Raw genomic sequence first — 17,592 nt, 5'->3', positions numbered from 1 at the left:
CGCCACGAGGCAGATTGAGAAACCAGTTTTCGAAAATCCTTCAGGGCAGCGGTTTCAATATTGATGAGATCATGGAACGACAGAACCTCCCTGAAGAAGCTTTGAGAATCACGGAGTCTCCCCGTCCATGTTCTTACATCCCGTCCGAAACGGCATCACTCGAGTACCGGCTCTTTCATTCACTTGAGCCGAGCGAGGTCGAGTTCCTTTTAGAACGAGGGTGGCGGCGTTTCGGTAGTCACCTCTTTCGGCCAGCGTGTGAGAATTGTTCTCAATGTGTTCCCATTCGGGTCGATGTTGAGAACTTCCAGCCAACAAAAAGCCAGCGAAAAGCGAAACGCCGAAACGAACACATCACCGTTTCGCTACATGAACCGGGGCTCACTCAGCAGCATCTCGACTTGTACAACCGTTGGCATGTCGATATGACCGATCGGCGTGGTTGGAAGTTGCAGCAATCCTCTCCGCAGGATTACGCAGAAGGGTTTCTCTCGGGGGATTTTCCAAGCTTGCATGAGCTTCGATATTTCGACGGTAAGTCGCTGGTCGGTGTTGGACTGATCGATTTGCTGCCGCATTCGATTTCCAGTGCGTATTTCTATCATGATCCTGACTGGCGATCACTCAGTCCAGGAACGTTCTCGATGATTTGCGAGATCGAATTTGCTCAGCGATTAGGTTTAAAGCACTTGTATCTGGGATACTGGATCGATGAGTGCCCATCGATGGAATACAAAAATCGCTTTTACCCATCAGAGACGTTAGTTGGGTATCCAGCTGACGAGAAACGTCCAATCTGGAAACCGTATGCGGGTTGAGTTGCCGTCTCGTTGCAGTTGGGGGATACTGTCATTTCCTGACAATTCTTGTTTGTGTATGTGACTTTGAAAGAGTTTGGAGAGACCATGGATTTGCTGTCGACGTTGAGCGGTTCCTTGATGGAAAACTTTTATCCTGCGGGTTGGGATCTCGCCAAAATCGATGCTTGTGTCGATGATGATCCATCGACAATCACGGATCGGCAATCGTGGTGGCATCCTGATTTCGAGCCGATTCCGTGCCAGTCGGTCGCAGATTTCGACACGCTGATGGGGCACGAAATCGCGAAGACGATTCGTCGCACCGGCGAAGAAGGCAAGCAGCTCGCTTTCATTCTTCCGGTCGGACCGATGGGGATGTATCGCTGGGCGGTCTACTTCCTCAAAGAGTGGGGAGTCGATTGCAAACATGTCCACGGCTTCAACATGGATGAGTGGAGTGACTCGGATGGAAACACACTTCCGAGCGATAATACAGGTGCGTTCCAATACGCTATGGAACAAGCCTTCTACGGCCCTTTAGGTGAACTCACAGTCCCTGAAAACCAACGTAACTTCGCAACGAAGGACAACTTGCCGACTTACGCAGAAAAGATCGCTGCGATTAAAGATGGTGGCGGTGAGCTCGCAGTAGCTTTCGGGATTGGTCGAGTTTGCCATATCGCTTTCTGGGAACCACATTTCGCTGCCGAGTATGACTCAGAAGCCGATTGGAAAAAGGCGACTCACCGCATCGCTGCGAAACTGCATCCGCTCACCATTGAGCAAAATGCGATCACAAGTTTCAAAAGTCGGACCACACATGTGCCTGCTTACGCGAACACAGTTGGGCCGGGACTCTTTCTTCAGGCCGATCACATTATTGGCGGAGCAGACGGAGTTCTGTCACGCGGGATGATGTGGCAAGGCCTCAGCTTGTGGATGACATTGCGACACGAACCGACTTCCTGGATTCCATCGACTTTCATGCCGACACAATCTGGCCGTCTCTTCTTCCTGGAAGAACTCGCAGGTCCGCTACTTGCCGAATGCAATTAACGCTCGACTCAATGTGAAGTTCTGATTTTGGTGAAGTTCTGGTTTTGAGTGAACTCAGCGGAGCTCAGCTGAAGTGAATCAATCACACGTTGCTCGTGTTCGCATTTGCGAATACGAGCAACAACTTTGATTGGTCTCACAAAGATTTTTTCAGTGCCATGAACGTTCGGGGTAGAGCATCTTCACCGTTGGTCTGCAGTCAAGTCACTTCATCTTGGGGGACGTTGACCTCCCCCGGTGACTCACCGGAGGGCTGAATCGACACTGAAGAGCAATAATGAAACATGCTCAGTGTGGTAATGATCGAGAGGATTCACTCAATTGCTCCAACGCGTTTTTGCCATGATTCAAATTGGTTTGTGAGTTGTTCCAGACGTTCTGGTTCTTGACTGGCAAGATTGGTGGTTTCAGTCCCGTCGGCCTCAAGGTTGAAGAGTTGCCACGTTCCACCTTTGTGAGGTCTCACAGCTTTCCAGTCGCCGGCACGAATTGCGTGATGCTGAGGCACCATCCAGCAAAGCTGCTCGTGTTCTTCTCGCTGTTTGCTTTGAAAGATCGGCAACAGACTCTTGCCCTCCACTGGTAACGGTCGTCGACCATTGAACTCGGTCGGGTAATCGGCATTGGCGACATCCAGGAAAGTTGCCATGAAGTCAATGACATGCCCGGGTTGTCTGGTGATTTGATCACCCTTGTGAATGACGGCAGGCCAACGAACGACCAGTGGTGTGCGAATTCCGCCCTCGTAGCCTTCCATTTTCGTTCCACGCAACGGGGTGTTGCTCGCATTGGCCCAGGCGAGTCCGTAAGCGGCAAACGTGTCGTGAGGTCCGGGAAGATTCTCGGGTCCGCTCCCAGGTTGAATCGGCTGACCATCTTTTCTCCAAGTGGTGTTGTTGCCACTCGGACTAAATCCAAAGCCACTTTTTCCCGGAGACAGCCCACCATCTGGAGCAGCTCCGTTATCGGAAAGGAACATGACGAGCGTGTTGTCGACTTCGCCCGCTTCCTCAAGAGTCCCAAGAAGCTGACCCAGACCACGATCAATCGCAGCGACCTGTGCTGCATAAACGGCCATCCGCTCAGCTTGCCAAATTTTGAATTTGTCCGCTTCCCAGTCTCGAACTCCTGGCGAACGTGATGCAAGCTTCCATTCAGTCGGGATCAGCCCAGACTTTCGTTGGCTTTGGAATCGCCGCTGTCGAATCTCATCCCAGCCCTGCTCTCGATACGTTTCCCGATAGCGTGCCACATCCGCTTCGCGTGCATGGAGAGGCCAATGCGGAGCAATGTGTGCAACATACAAGAAGAACGGTTTCTTCTCAGAGAGACTCGATTTTAGAAAACGTAAGGCATGATCATTGAGAGCATCCGTCAGATAGAAATCATCCGGCAACTCGACCCGTTCACGGTCCATGAAATAAGGATTGCCTTTCACTTCATGAAAGTAGCTGATCTTTGCCTGGCACATCGGGCCAAAAAAATGATCAAATCCTCGATCCAGCGCTGAGTCTCGCCCCTGCCATTTTCCGACCATCGCGGTGTTGTATCCGGATTGCTGCAGCACCTCGCCGAGAGTGACACATTTATTAAAGTCTTTCGGTTCGTTCCAGCGGTCACCACGATGACCAACTTGCTGGGAATACAATCCTGTGAGCAACGACGCGCGGGTCGGACCGCAAATTGCATTGTTATAGAACTGCGTGAACCGCAAGCCATCTCGGGCAAGCGAGTCAATGTGTGGCGTTTCTATTTCGCCTCCGTAACAACCGATGTCCGACCAGCCGAGGTCATCTGCCATGACAAGAATAATGTTAGGCTGGCGGGACGTTGTTGTTTCGGCTCCAAATAATGGGAGCGGACTAGCGATCAAAAACAAGACAACCAAGAAGTTTTTGTTCATGAGGTTTTCGCCATTTCATTTTAGAGCAGGTTCTGAAACATGATATTGCTCTCTCAAACGTTTAGGGAAGCGGCTATTCCAGAAGTTTCGGACAGGTTCTACGACATTCAAAATGTCGTATGTCTCACCGTGTGAGAATTGCCGTCGACAGAAATGGCGACTTTTTACAGAATGCATTGATACAGAGATTTTCAATGCGAATGTGTTAATCGAGAAAAGCGGTCGTTCAGCAAGGGAACACGGATGTTCTGTTCGGAATGTGGCGTCGAAGCGAGTGGGAAGTTTTGCTTCAATTGTGGAAACCGATTGCATGGTGTGGAACCCGGAGAGACCGGGCAGACTGTCGCTCCTGTGGCATCGGATGTCGATTGGCGAAACGAAGTTCAGTGTGAGAAAATTCTACTGGTTGAGGAAGTACGATCGGTCATCGCCGGTCATGCCAAGCGGGCGTCGAAGGGGCTGAGCGGTGAGGAATGTCTGTCGATCTATGACAACATCGTTTCGTCACCGGTTCCGCTGGCGAAGCTCGCGACAATTGTTCAGCCGTTTTACGCAGCTCGTGGAATTCGCACGGGGAAGGAGCGGGCAGGACAGGTCTCGGCTCCGGTGGGTGTGGTGATTGCCCGCGCTCTATGCTCGCTGGCCAAGCATGGTCAGACGTTTGAAACGGTGGAACAGGCAGAAGATGCCTGCACGTTGATCGCTGAGCTTCCGTCGTCGATTCTGGCACTCAAGGGAGAAATCCGAATCACGGTCACGCGGCAACAAGGTCCAACGCGCGTCGCTGCCCTGACGAACATTCCCGGGCAATGGTTCGATTGGGGGAAGTGTCGAAATTGCCTCGATCAGCTTTTCCTGGACTTGCGATCAACGATGGGGCTTCCTGTTAAACAGAGGAAAGATGCTGCTTGAGGATGCTGGTTTCACTCATCGAAACTTTGATAAGTATCAGAGCGACGACTCCAGATGGCCTGCACTTTTCAGCAAGTGCCGAAGCAATCTACTGTGACCTACAAAGGTGCAAGTCGCTTGGTTGTGTGAGTCTCGATTTCCTGCCGTCACAAGATCAATCAGTCTGTTGATTCCCGCGCTCCCTTGTTTTTATTTATCTCTGTCAGTCAAACTGCATGATTCTAGAGCAGTTTCCTCTACCGTGTGCCCGTGAAGAACGCATTTCTTTAGAACCAGCCCGAAAATCTTTGGAATAGTCGCTTTCCTCAACGTTTGAGAGAGCAATTTCACGTTTCAGGACCAGTTCTAGTAAAATGCTGTTCGCCACGAGGAAGAACCTGCAAACCGATTCGAAAGATGCTCTATAGGACACGGTGCCACGAGATCGTGACGAACGCTTTGGGGCAATGATTGAATTGGGCCAATGATCGAAGCGTTCACGATCCAAAAAAGGAGATTCAGCATGCTCAAGTTTCTTGCCAAGTCGCTTCCTGTTGGCTCAAGAGTTCCCTGTAGTCGCCCAGTTCTCAGCTGTCGAGTTCTCCCACATCACCTGCGACCCAAATTCAATTCTCTTGCGGTTTTGATACTTACGGGCTTTATTGCACAAATCATTTTTATGGAAGCGCTTCAGGCTGAACCACTCGCCCCTCCAAACATCGTTGTGATCCTGACGGATGATCACGGGTATGCTGATCTCTCGTGCCAGAATGAAGTCTCGGATATTCGAACTCCTCATATTGATTCACTCGCTGCGAATGGCGTTCGCATGACTGCCGGATATGTCACCGCGCCGCAGTGTAGTCCTTCACGGGCAGCTGTCATCACTGGTCGCTATCAACAGCGATTCGGCCTCGATGAGATTTCAGGATGTCCGCTTCCGCTGGAAGAAGTGACCTTGGCGGAGCGTTTGAAGGGGGCAGGATATCGAACTGGGATGGTGGGGAAATGGCATCTTTCGCCCAATGCCGTCTCTGTGCGATGGGCCAGGAAAAACCTTCCGAGTATAAGATTGAACACAAACGGTCGGGTGAATATCCCGCTCGGAAAAACCGTCGAGTATTATCCTCACGTGCAAGGCTTCGATGAATTCTATGCCGGCGAAGTGCAGCAGTATTTTGCGAATTTTGATCCCGGAAAAAACGAACTGCTCTCGACTGGAAAATGGCGAAGTGATCGCGGTTATCGTATCGATTTGCAAACCGCAGCTGCGACAAATTTTATTGATCGCAATGCAGGTCAGCCATTCTTCCTGCACCTCTGTTACTTTGGTCCGCATGTTCCGCTTCAGGCAACTCCTGAATACCTCAAGCGTTTCCCGGGTGAGATGAAAGAACGGCGGCGCTATGGATTAGCAATGCTGGCTGCAATTGATGATGGTGTCGGTCAGATACTATCGGCGTTGCGCAAACATGAAATCGAGGAGAACACGCTCATCGTGTTTACCAGCGACAATGGTGCTCCACTCAAATTGAACATGGAGGATGACCCGATTGGACGCGGTGGACCGACTTGGGATGGCTCTCTGAACACTCCCTGGATTGGAGAAAAAGGGATGCTCTCTGAGGGAGGAATTCGTGTCCCGTTCATCTTGCAATGGAAGGATGCACTCCCCGCCGACAAAATTTATGAACAGCCAGTCTCCACTCTCGACATTGCAGCGACAGCCATCGCAGCTGCCGGACAAACTCTTGACAACTCTCTGGATGGTGTTGATTTACTTCCTTATTTGACAGGTGAGAAGATGACATCTCCACATCAATCTTTATTCTGGAGATTTTGGAATCAGTCAGCTGTTCGGTCTGGGAAATGGAAGTACCTGAAAGCAGGGCAAAGTGAGGAGTATCTCTTTGACCTGGATTCCCAAGAACACGAGCGGAAGAACGTTCTCAATGAACACCCTGAAGTTGCCGCGGAGCTCGCCATACAATTGAAGCAATGGTCCGAAGAACTCCGCCCGCCCGGACTTCCTCGTCAAGAAATCAACGACCAGGAGTCGGCATGGTTCAAACATTACCTTCAATGAAACTGACTTGTTTAGAACCAGTCCGAAAACCTCTGGGATAGCCGCTTTCCTCAACGTTTGAGAGAGCAATTTGACGTTTCAGGACCAGTTCTAAAAATCATCTTGAATTGAGTCAGTCCAAGGAGTCCACCGAATTTGAATCTGCTCTAATCGTCCAGATTTAGATCGATCACGTTTTTGTTCTTTTCTTCGACAACAGCGGTGAGTGTCGAGGTGCTTTGCGAACTGAACTTTTCAGGCAAGGCCGGTTTCGGCTTGACGACTTTCCGGTTGTGCCCCGGTTGAATGAGACCTGGTGGAACGTACTCGGTGGAGTCGGTCTCTGCCACGGCAGTCGGTTCCGCAGTCGCCTCGGTTTTAGTCACAGTGATAACTTGCTGGCCTGCGACTGCGCCATCATTCGCACTGAATGTCGTCAATTGATATCGCCCCTGATCGTCCGTTCGGCCAAAGGCGCTCTTTTCTGACTCGGCATTAAAGAAGACAAGATCGGCACCAGCAACAGGGTTTCCTTTCCAGGTCAGTTGCCCAGAAACGGGGAAGACTTCGATCTGGTTCGAGTCACTTTTTGAACCACACCCTGCGACAAGTGGAACGATCGCAAAGCTGAGGATGATGGTGAGTATCGATTTCATTTTTCAAGTTCCTGCCGCGAGCGCAGCGGTTTGGTACAAATAAGCGACTGTGACAACCTCAGTGAAGACGACAAGGCGTGACGCTGAAAAGTCTTAAAATGATCTGGCGCTTGTGTGAGTCTTCTGCCCGTGGAGAGTGATTCATAAGATGAAAAGCACTCTTCACGGACACAAGAAACACGAAAATATTCTAGAATTCTCCAACGACTTCGCCGCCACTTTTCGTTCCGAGAGCTCCCCACACACCGTACGGGCTTGGAGCTCCAAGTGTTGTTGAAACTCCAAGATTTCCAGTGTCGATGCTGTCACTGATGAAGCGAACCGCTCCGTCTGCCATCAGAACCTGAACGCCTCCGGTGTGGTGGCTACTTGCGGTCATCAGGTTGATTGGCCCGTCTGCGTTAGGGTCTGCGTTGTCGATGCACGATGGGCCGTTTGGTGCGATGATTGTCGTGAATGCGACGTTTTCTGGCTGGCCGTCTTGCCAAGCGTGACTGAATCGTCCTTTGACGCCAGCACCAGACTGATAACGGTCTCCATTAGAAACTGCGGCTGCGGCAGCTAAACAGGCTCCCGGGTTTGAGCTGATAGCCGGTACGTTGGTTAAGATCCCCTCTTTGATCGTGGCATTCGATTTTCCATTGATACCAAAGCTCGCCTGAACACGTTCACTCAGGGCGACTGTATTGCTTGTTCCGTCAGTAATATGACGCATTCCGTAAGTTGTGCGGAACGCAAAGAGGCCGTTGACGTTCGTCGCATCACGATTCGCTGCCCCAACATAATCGCCCATTGAGAAGGCGTAACTTGAGGTTCCGCGAGATGTCGCAATTCCAGGATCGCTTGGGCATCGGAGACCTGGAATTTGTTTATGCCAAACATTCCAACTACCCCAAGGAGCAGCTCCACCAGGAGGAACGTTTGGAGATGTTGACGTATCGCCAGCTTCAATGAGATTGTAGAGCGGGGCCTGATCGAGGAACGGGAGTAATGAGATCATCCCTGAACGGCGGTCGTAGTTTCCGTCCAGTCTCGATGAATCTCCTCCGCCACGGGTTCCACCTTTGCGATACACAAACGAGTTATGGATGTCATGGTAGTTGTGCAGTGCCAGTCCAAGTTGCTTGAGATTGTTTTTGCATTGTGTGCGTCGGGCAGCTTCTCGAGCTTGTTGGACTGCGGGCAACAGCAGTGCCACCAGGATTGCGATAATCGCAATCACGACCAGTAGTTCAATCAGTGTAAAGCCACGTTGGCGCGCAGAGCGAATTTTCATTACGGATCCATTTAAGTCTGGAAAAAGAAGAAATCGAATCAAACGCGGAAGCAGAGAGATACTGCGGTCATCGCGAGATTCGGACAAGAATTTTCACAAAATCATCAAGGTAAATTACTCGAATCAAACCATTCTCTTTTGAAGCTCTTCGGTTCACACTTGAACCGTGGCTGAAAAGGGAAGGGGAGTCAGGCGGGATGCTCTCAAGTCATCTTGAGGGGGGCAACTGGTATTCAGTAACAAGAATTGTTCGTTGAAAGAAACATTTAGTCGAGGCAGAAGTTCCTCGGGCGCGTTCAAATTCTGCGAATTCTTATTGGACCTTGAATTGCTAACAATTTCATGGCATTTAAAGCCGTTTATACACGCAAAATTCAGTCCGAACCGCGTCTCTCTAACTTCTCGTTTCTAGGACAGCTCAAGGCTCGTTTCTGAGAAAGCAGCAGAGACCGGACAGGAGTCTCTCGGAATTGAATCAATGAGAACTGCGATAAGCGCATACCGAAATGGATGAACTCCGATGTGTCGTCGGTGAAAATCATTCTGTATCAGAAAGAATTGATGGATTGCCGGTTTTGGTCTTTGAAGTCTGAGACCAAAAGACGTAGTCGTGTCGTTCTTTCAGCAGAGCGCAAAGCCCAAATTTGGATATGTTCAAGCGGGGGCTGACCGGACTAAGGATCAGGAGAAAAAGCAGCCGATAGAGCGGGGCGTTTGAGAAGCGATGAGTCGCTTCAAGTAAAGATTGCATCAGCGATGCCCAATGGGAGCGCCGGTGAGCCTGCATGGCTTCACGAACTGCAAGACACTCGCAACAAGACAGAGCGACAAAGGCTCTGTCTTGTTGGGGCCTTGATAGATTTTGAGGCAGCTTTCAATTGTGGAGTGAACCGATGCGCTATTGGCAATTCGTCAACGACAGAAAGCAGTTGCACTCAGTGCGATATCCTGAGAGTTGTCAGATGACGTATTTATGCAGCGGCGCGTCGGACCAGTTTCAGGATGCGTTCAAATTCAACGTTTGATGAAAACGGAATCAGGATCTGTCCTGTCTCTTTGCCTTTGAGTTTGATATCGACTTTCACGCCAAGCAGGTCACGGAGTTGAGCTTCCAGCGAGCTGACGTGATTGGTCCGGTCGTTTTCTGCTTGAGAAATTGGGATCGTCTCTGCATCGTCTGCGGTCTCTGCTTCTTTTGTGGCATCGGCAGGAGCGGCATCTTCTTTGTTCTCTGTCAGCAGTTCTTTGACAGCAGCTTCCGTTTTTCTCACGGAGAGTTTTTCCGACTGGATGCGGCCACAGAGAGCAAGCTGGTCAGCTTCTCCCAACGCCAGAAGTGCTCGAGCATGACCGGCGCTAATGCGTTCTGAGTGAAGGGCGTTTTTCACTGGGTCAGGCAGTTCGAGCAATCGGAGCATGTTGCTGACTGCCGAACGGCTCATGCTGAGCTGTTTAGCCAACTCTTCAATGCTGCAGCTGAACTGGTCAAGGTAGTCCCGGAAGGCTTGTGCCTTCTCCAGATCGTTGAGGTCTTTGCGTTTGAGGTTTTCCTCAAGAGCGTATTCACATGCGGTCTTGTCGATCACATCGACGACCCGGCACGGGAGTGTTGTTAAGCCAGCTTTCTGTGCCGCTTGCCAACGACGTTCACCCGCGATGAGCTGATATGATCCCTCGAATTCGCGGACGATGACTGGCTGAATGACGCCATGTTCTTTGATACTGGCAGCTAACTCGCCGAGGGATTCCTGCTCGAATTGCTTCCGCGGCTGAAACGGATTGCGAATGATTTGATTGATGGGGAGATAGCTGAGTTCGCCGATCTCTTTGGCTTCCGCATCCTTTTCGACTGAAGCGGGAGCATTGCTTCCAAGCAGCGCGCTGAGGCCTCGACCAAGACGACGATTTGCAGCGACTTGTTGATCTTCTGACATAGCCAGTCTGTCTCCGTACAGCATCATTTCGAGTGAGCAGCATCCGAGCTGCCATGTGTGGTGAAAAGTTTCAAACCTTTCGAAACCTTCGACATTACTCATTCGGCATGTTGACGCCCGAACCTGAAGACCGGCTCGGATTCCTGCACAGATGGAGTGGGATTTCAATTCATCGTGGTAAGCTGCGATAGGCAGGGAGACTGAGTGCTGTCTATCGCTTAAAGGGCTTGTCAGTCAGTCTTCAATCAGCTTCCATAATTGAATTTTTTGTTCCCGATTTTTCTCAAGTTCTGAAGGAGGGAAGTCGTCCAGGAGCACCAGGTCGCTCGCTTGGTAGGGGAACTCTTCAATCAACGTTGCTCGATCCGTTTCCGCTTTGAGCTCTTGTTGCTCATCCGGAGCATGTGGTCCCAGAACAAGAAAAGTGGGGATTTTGGGCGCGTTCGGTATCGGCGTAAGCATCACCAGATTCGAACCCGGTTGGGTGATGAAATTGAACCGATCGCCATCGTCGCTGGCTAAATGGTAGTAGAGCCCCGGTTCACCAATCACATAAATAATCGCGTCGATGTCATCAGTCTGTTTTGTGGTTCCGACGAAGTGTTGGATCTCTGCGACAATTGACTTTGAGATGCTCGCCAGTTGAGTGCGATCCTCGAATGTCGACTCACCAATTCCTGAGCGGAAGAGGAAGATTAAACAGAGTCCGAGAATGCCACTTCTGAGGCCCAGTCGTTTCTTATTCGCAACGACGGCAGCGTTCTCGTTGTGACTTAGCAGAGCTTGCAAACCGAGAGCAGAGGCGATGATTAAGCCAATCCATAACGGCATGAAAAGTCGTGGGTAAGGTCGGTAGAGTGGAGTCGTCAGGAGAAGGCCGCCGATCCACGCAGCGATCAGCCAAAAGCCCAATCGGTCAACTTCCATCTGTTTTCGAAGCCCAGCGAACAGGCCATATCCAGCGAGGAGAAGAGCGAACAGAATCGGTTGCCCCAGTCCCAGGATTATGACAGAGCTGAACAGGACAACCCAAAAGCGGTTCGACCATTGCATAGGATTTGCATTGCGAGTCCTTTGGAACAAAAGGATGGCACAAACTCCACCAACAATTAACAGCTTGGAGTTAAAACTCTGCACGCTGAAGTGTCTCGTCCAGGAATCCCACCAGCCGCCGAATCCAACGATATAACCTGCATGATTCTGTGCGACTGCCGAGTATCCACCGTACTCTTGGAGGCTCCACAAACATGGCAACCAGAATAGAAACGCACCGAGGGCGATCACCAGAAATGTTCCGGCGCGAGGCATCCATTCGGACGTTTTGGGGCGATCAAACACAACTGAACCGGCCAGTCCCGCACCAAGTATTGCCAACGGCAGCCAGCCGTTGTACTTCGTCCACCACGCTGCCGCCGTGAACAAGGCTGCACCAAGAATCGCCAGCGTGTGCCGATCTCTCAATGCCAGCAACCCACACCCGACCGCTAAGACCATGAACAGGCAAACTGGAGTGTCAGTCAACGCGGCTCGGCTGTATTGAATTAGAAAATCGCTGAACGTTGCTAAAGATGCAGCTGCGATGGCTGCGGCATCACCGGCGATCAGTTTCGTCAACCACCAGATGGCAGCGACCAGTGCCGTCCCCAAAATGACATTGACGAACATCACTGCCTGTGGATTTCCACCGGAGAAAATGAGAGCCCATTCTAGAATCGCGGGGAATAATGGTGGTGCGTAGAGGTGTCGATCGGGGTAACGGAAATCCAAATGGCTGGAGAAATAGTTCGAGGCATAAACCCCTTCATCAAAATGCTCGATCGACAAGTGATCAGGAGCCGACGCCCGCAACGCAAACGCAATCACAATCAGCCCACCGAGAATCCATCCCGGAGACTGGGTGAATTTTGGCTGCCCTGTTGTTTGCTGTTTAGTAGAAGGTGGAGAATCAGGAATGATCGGGGACTTTCAGAGAAAAAAATGAACTCAGTGGAAAAGTATCGGATGTCACAGATACGTTTTGGTTCCTCTGTTTCAAGGCTGGATACAGTCCAGACAGGGGGACTTCGCGAAGTGAAAGCTCTGATAGTATAGAATAATAACGATACGAATTCGTTCTACGAAGCTGATTTCATTCAAGCTCCTGTTCTCTTAATCACACAGTTCATTTCGCCGTTCATTTCACAGTAGTTCATTATGGAAATATACATCAGCACTGACATCGAGGCGGATGGCCCCATTCCGGGGCCGCATTCGATGTTGAGCCTTGGGGCGGCAGCTTATTTACCTGATAAAACGTTGGTTTCAACGATTGAGATCAACTTCGAGACCCTTCCCGGAGCGACCGGACACCCGGAGACAATGGAATTCTGGAGCCGGTACAAAAAAGCGTATCAGTACACTCGCGTCGACACGCAATCTCCGGAGGTGGGGATGCAGCAATATGTTGATTGGGTCGAGGGACTCGAAGGGAAGCCGGTCTTTGTGGCGTATCCAGCTGGCTTCGACTTTCTGTTCGTCTATTGGTATCTCATTCAATTTGTTGGTCGAAGTCCGTTTTCGCATTCCGCACTCGATATGAAAACGTTCGCCATGTCTCTGATGGGTAAAGGCTACCGGGAGTCAACGAAGCGAAACATGCCCCGCCATTGGTTTGACAGGCATCCTCACACCCACAAAGCCCTCGACGACGCCATCGAACAGGGAGCGTTGTTTTGTAATATGCTGGCAGATTGGCAAGAGAGGCCAAGCAACTCTAAACTCCTCTGACTACGAACTCACTGCCCTTTGTCTTTTAACTTTAGTCTCAGTTGCAATGCCCGGTCTCTTCGATCAACAGGAAAAACAAGCTCGAACAAAGGCTCAGCCGCTCGCTGCGCGGATGCGGCCACGATCGCTGGAAGAGTTCGTTGGACAACGGCACTTTCTGGGGAAGGGAATGCTTTTGCAGCGAATGTTGCAGGCGGACCGATTGGGGTCGATGATTTTCTACGGTCCCCCCGGAACCGGAAAGACATCGCTGGGGCAGGTGATCGCGCTTCAGACTCAGTGTCACTTTGCTGTTCTCAATGCTGCCAGTGTCGGAGTGAAGGAACTCCGGACCGAGCTGGAAGCTGCGCGTGATCGACTTTCCCGGGGAGATGGCCGCACGATTCTTTTTGTCGACGAACTTCATCACTTCAACAAGACGCAACAGGATGTGTTATTGCCAGATGTGGAAGCCGGTGTTGTGAATCTCATTGCAGCGACGACGGCAAACCCATTCTTCTCGTTGGCTTCAGCGCTGATTAGTCGGAGCCAGGTGTTTGAATTCAAGACGATTGACGAAGAGGACATTGCTCAACTTCTGCGGCGCGCACTGGAAGATAAAGAACGCGGGCTTGGGGAAACAGGGGCGAAGGCGACCGACGAAGCGATTGAGTTTCTCGCTGAAATTTGTGATGGAGATGCCCGGCGTGCGTTGACGGCATTCGAAATCGGAGTGCTCTCGCTCGATGAGAATAATAAGGTCTTCAACTTGCAGGTCGCGCAGGAATCGATTCAGAAGAAGGCTGTCCTGTACGATGCCAAAGGAGATCAGCATTACGATGTCGCTAGCGCGTTTATTAAGAGTATTCGTGGAAGTGATCCCGATGCCGCAATCTATTGGTTGGCACGGATGTTGGTTGCTGGAGAAGATCCCAGATTCATCGCCCGCCGGATCGTGATTTCTGCTTCGGAAGATATCGGAAATGCCGATCCACAAGCTTTGGTCATAGCGAACTCAGCTGCGGAGGCGACCGAGCGAGTCGGGATGCCGGAGTGTCGAATTATTTTGTCGCAAGCGGTGACGTATCTTGCCTCGGCTCCGAAGTCGAACGCGTCATACAAAGCGGTCGATGCTGCGATTGGCGATATTGAAAACAATCGTATCGTCCCCGTCCCCACGCATTTGAAAGATGCTCATTACCAAGGGGCCAAAGACCTCGGGCATGGCGAAGGGTATCAATATGCTCACAACAGTGGAGATGGCTGGGTTGACCAAGACTATCTGGGAGTTGAAAAAACATACTACGAACCGGTCGATCGTGGTTATGAAGCAGAGATCAAAAAACGATTAGACGAATTACGTCAAAGGCGAAACGCAAGCGGTGACGCATAACAAGCAACGTTCAATGTTCAGCGTTCAACGTTTCAGAAAGTTGAACCTGCTTGAGTCGGACACTCAAACTGTCCGTTAGTGTCACAGTAATAGAAACTGAACTTGATAGCGTAGAAACAGCACTTGTTGGAAGTTCCAACTCGACAAGCCAAAACAACGTCAGCAAAGGTCACGATAAATATGTCTCAACTTGATGATTCAGCACGGGCCTATTGGACCGAGCAGTTGGAACTTGGCTATGGAATGGTCGAAGAATTACTCACCTTTCCTGTCGAAGAATGTGGAGAAGGATTCGCATCGATTCCAGACGCCGCCGATGCTGCGGGAGTGGAGATGCAATTTTCGGAATCGAAAATTGCAGGTGACCTCGATCGCGTCTTTTTTATTCGCGAAAGCCTCGTGGACGATGTGATTGCGATCGGTCGGGTGATGAATGACCGTGGCTGGATTCTGAAGGTTGAAGACGGGTTTCGGTCCAGGGAGATGCAGCGGACACTCGTCCGCAAACCGGCGGTCTTCGATTTGGTGTTACAGAAGTGCATCTGGGAAAATGGCGGGGAGATGCCGCCGGTAGAATTTGTCTTTCGCCGAGCGATTGTGCTGGTTGCGAACATTCCGAAAATCGGCACGCACATGTCTGGTTCAGCGATTGATATCTCTGTCTTTCGCAGAGACGACGGCAGCGAAGTCTGGCGTGGAGGACCGTATTTAGAAGTGAGCGAAAAAACGCCGATGCGGTCTCCGTTCATTACCGAAGACGAACTTCAAAATCGTCTCGCAATCACGGAGATCATGGAATCAAAAGGCTTCATGCACTTCCCGTACGAGTTCTGGCACTTCAACAAAGGGGATGCCGGAGATCACATTCTGAACAAGAAGCCTGAGCCCGCTCGCTACGGTCCAGTCGATTGGAACCGGGAGACCAACGAAGTCCAGCCGATGGACAATCCGATGGACCCACTCAATCCTCTCGAACAAATCGAAATTGAAATCGCTGCTGCAATGAAACGGTTGTAGAAGTCCGGCGACGGCGAATTTTCGTCGTTCTGTATGGACTTAGCCTTATGAATCGGTCTTGTTGAGGAGGGTGGGACTGTTTCTTTGCTCGCTGCTCTGGCTGGGACGTGTGCCCTTGTGATCTCGTGTGAGACTGGGTGAGTGAGGCTTAAAAGGGTGAATCTTGGTGTGCGAACGAGAAAAACGTGGAAATGCAGACGTTGTCGAACTGGATGTTCGAAGTGAAATTGTCAATGATGTTGCATGGAAGTCCGCACAAATTAAGAACTATTGATATCTGAACTCCCAATGGCAAAAGATTTTCTTAAAGAGACAAAAGATCGTTACGACGTCATCGTGATCGGTTCGGGACTTGCTGGCCTGACCAGTGCGAATGTTTTGGCCAAGCAGGGGTACTCTGTTTTGCTCCTCGAACATCACTATCAATTGGGAGGCATGGCGACTTGGTTTAAGCGTCGCGGGGGGCATATCTTCGATATTTCTCTGCACGGATTCCCTGTCGGAATGATCAAAAGTTGCCGGAAGTATTGGACACAGGAAATCGCTGAGAGCATTGTTCAGCTCAAAGGAATTCGGTTCGAGAATCCACAGTTTTCACTACGCACGACGTTTGATCGAAAAGACTTCACACGGCTCATCACCGAACAGTTCAACATTCCTTTCGAGACCGTCGACGCCTTTTTCTCCGCGTCTCGAAAGATGAATTTCTTTGATGATCAACAGATGACAACCGGGGAACTCTTCGAGAAATTCTTCCCGGGGCGCAGCGACGTCGTTCGCATGCTCATGGAACCGATTGCTTACGCAAACGGATCGACGTTGGAAGACCCGGCTATTACGTACGGAATCGTCTTCAGTAATTTCATGAGCAAAGGGGTCTTCACGTTTCAGGGAGGGACCGACGCGCTCATTAGTAAAATGAGAGAAGAACTCATCGCCAACGGTGTCGACATACGAATTCGTTCGCTCGTGGAGAAAATCGAAGTCAGCCCGGACCGACAAGTTAAAGCGGTCCATGTGAATGGAAAACGCATCGAGTGTGGGGCAGTGATGTCCAACGCCAACCTCAAAACCACGATTCTCAAATTGGTCGACGAAGAGCATTTTGACAAAGACTATCTGGAAGAAACAAAAGCAGTCCGGTTGAACAACAGTAGTTGTCAGGTTTACATCGGACTGAAGCCGGGCGAAGGATTCGACGATTGCGGGGACTTGCTGTTCCATTCCGAGCATGATGGCTTCGACATCAATGCGATGCTCTCGATGAATGTGAGCAGTCGGACGTTCTCGTTTTACTATCCACAAACTCGACCAGGATCGGACCGCTGGTTAGTGGTCTCCTCGACGAACGCCAACTACAGCGACTGGGCGAAACTGACCGAAGAAGAATACCAGCACGAAAAAGAAAAACTGTGCGAAGGAACCCTCGATTGCCTCGAACAGTATGTCCCTGACATTCGGGAAAAACTGGATTGGATCGAAGCTTCGACTCCGCGCACTTTTGAACATTACACACGTCATGCTCAAGGAGCGAGTTTCGGGACGAAATTCGAAGGACTGAAAGTCTCGCAAGCGTTGCCTGAGCATATCAACGGTCTGTTCCACGCAGGGTCTGTTGGCATCATCATGTCTGGGTGGCTGGGTGCCGTCAATTACGGAGTGATCGTTGCCAATGAACTCGACAAGTATCTCACTCCATCGTCTGCGACTGTTTGATCAGCTTAACTCACTTAGCGAACTGTTTGGTCAACTGGGGCAGCGAACAGGGCTTTTTTTGATCCTGACTTCATAAGTTTTCGTTCAATGAAAATAGAACTTTGAATGAAGATAAGAATGCCCCAGTCGACGAATTTTTG

13 protein-coding genes are annotated in these 17,592 nt (G+C 50.6%); 8 read left to right on the top strand and 5 right to left on the bottom strand.

Annotated features, from left to right (window positions below; genetic code table 11):
* Positions 1-71 precede the first annotated feature (71 nt).
* Together Mal48_RS17640 and Mal48_RS17635 are read left to right on the top strand one after the other, a co-directional pair.
* A complete protein-coding gene (locus Mal48_RS17640) occupies positions 72-818 on the top strand; it encodes an arginyltransferase (RefSeq protein ID WP_145202609.1) in 747 nt (248 codons plus the stop codon).
* An 87-nt stretch (positions 819-905) separates the two neighbouring features.
* Complete coding sequence (locus Mal48_RS17635; RefSeq protein ID WP_145202607.1) at positions 906-1,856, top strand: sugar phosphate isomerase family; 951 nt, start codon at positions 906-908, stop codon at positions 1,854-1,856.
* Positions 1,857-2,169: 313 nt separating this feature from the next.
* Here the strand turns inward: Mal48_RS17635 and Mal48_RS17630 are convergent, their stop codons facing one another.
* On the bottom strand, positions 2,170-3,657 hold the full coding sequence (locus tag Mal48_RS17630; protein ID WP_197441798.1) for an arylsulfatase: 1,488 nt from the start codon (positions 3,655-3,657) through the stop codon (positions 2,170-2,172).
* A 345-nt stretch (positions 3,658-4,002) separates the two neighbouring features.
* Here Mal48_RS17630 and Mal48_RS17625 point away from each other — a divergent pair, with 345 nt between their 5' ends.
* Together Mal48_RS17625 and Mal48_RS17620 are read left to right on the top strand one after the other, a co-directional pair.
* The gene (locus Mal48_RS17625; protein WP_145202601.1) at positions 4,003-4,671 is read left to right on the top strand and encodes a hypothetical protein; all 669 of its coding nucleotides are present in this window, start codon (positions 4,003-4,005) and stop codon (positions 4,669-4,671) included.
* Between the two features lie 502 nt (positions 4,672-5,173).
* The gene (locus tag Mal48_RS17620) at positions 5,174-6,736 is read left to right on the top strand and encodes a sulfatase-like hydrolase/transferase (protein ID WP_197441797.1); all 1,563 of its coding nucleotides are present in this window, start codon (positions 5,174-5,176) and stop codon (positions 6,734-6,736) included.
* Positions 6,737-6,882: 146 nt separating this feature from the next.
* Here the strand turns inward: Mal48_RS17620 and Mal48_RS17615 are convergent, their stop codons facing one another.
* The 4 genes from Mal48_RS17615 to Mal48_RS17600 all read right to left on the bottom strand — a co-directional run bounded on the left by Mal48_RS17615 (position 6,883) and on the right by Mal48_RS17600 (position 12,444).
* The gene (locus tag Mal48_RS17615; RefSeq protein WP_145202598.1) at positions 6,883-7,371 is read right to left on the bottom strand and encodes a hypothetical protein; all 489 of its coding nucleotides are present in this window, start codon (positions 7,369-7,371) and stop codon (positions 6,883-6,885) included.
* A gap of 190 nt (positions 7,372-7,561) precedes the next feature.
* Positions 7,562-8,647, bottom strand: a complete 1,086-nt coding sequence (locus Mal48_RS17610; protein ID WP_145202595.1) for a DUF1559 domain-containing protein — start codon at positions 8,645-8,647, stop codon at positions 7,562-7,564.
* Between the two features lie 971 nt (positions 8,648-9,618).
* Entirely contained in the window at positions 9,619-10,581 is a 963-nt protein-coding gene (locus Mal48_RS17605; RefSeq protein ID WP_145202592.1) for a ParB/RepB/Spo0J family partition protein, read from the bottom strand.
* A gap of 234 nt (positions 10,582-10,815) precedes the next feature.
* A complete protein-coding gene (locus Mal48_RS17600) occupies positions 10,816-12,444 on the bottom strand; it encodes a glycosyltransferase family 39 protein (protein WP_197441796.1) in 1,629 nt (542 codons plus the stop codon).
* A gap of 330 nt (positions 12,445-12,774) precedes the next feature.
* Here Mal48_RS17600 and Mal48_RS17595 point away from each other — a divergent pair, with 330 nt between their 5' ends.
* The 4 genes from Mal48_RS17595 (at position 12,775) to Mal48_RS17580 (ending at position 17,452) form a co-directional block, all read left to right on the top strand.
* A complete protein-coding gene (locus Mal48_RS17595) occupies positions 12,775-13,347 on the top strand; it encodes an exonuclease domain-containing protein (protein WP_145202587.1) in 573 nt (190 codons plus the stop codon).
* 46 nt (positions 13,348-13,393) lie between these two features.
* Positions 13,394-14,719 (top strand): replication-associated recombination protein A, encoded by a 1,326-nt coding sequence (locus Mal48_RS17590; protein ID WP_145202584.1) that lies wholly within the window; start codon positions 13,394-13,396, stop codon positions 14,717-14,719.
* 180 nt (positions 14,720-14,899) lie between these two features.
* Positions 14,900-15,736: a M15 family metallopeptidase gene (locus Mal48_RS17585; RefSeq protein ID WP_145202581.1), complete on the top strand. Its 837-nt coding sequence runs from the start codon at positions 14,900-14,902 to the stop codon at positions 15,734-15,736.
* A 288-nt stretch (positions 15,737-16,024) separates the two neighbouring features.
* The gene (locus Mal48_RS17580) at positions 16,025-17,452 is read left to right on the top strand and encodes a phytoene desaturase family protein (protein WP_145202577.1); all 1,428 of its coding nucleotides are present in this window, start codon (positions 16,025-16,027) and stop codon (positions 17,450-17,452) included.
* Positions 17,453-17,592: the final 140 nt, after the last annotated feature.

The sequence above is a fragment of the Thalassoglobus polymorphus genome, assembly GCF_007744255.1.
Taxonomy (GTDB): domain Bacteria; phylum Planctomycetota; class Planctomycetia; order Planctomycetales; family Planctomycetaceae; genus Thalassoglobus; species Thalassoglobus polymorphus.
Note: the sequence above shows the minus strand (reverse complement) of the source record. Positions and strands in the feature narration are given on the sequence as shown.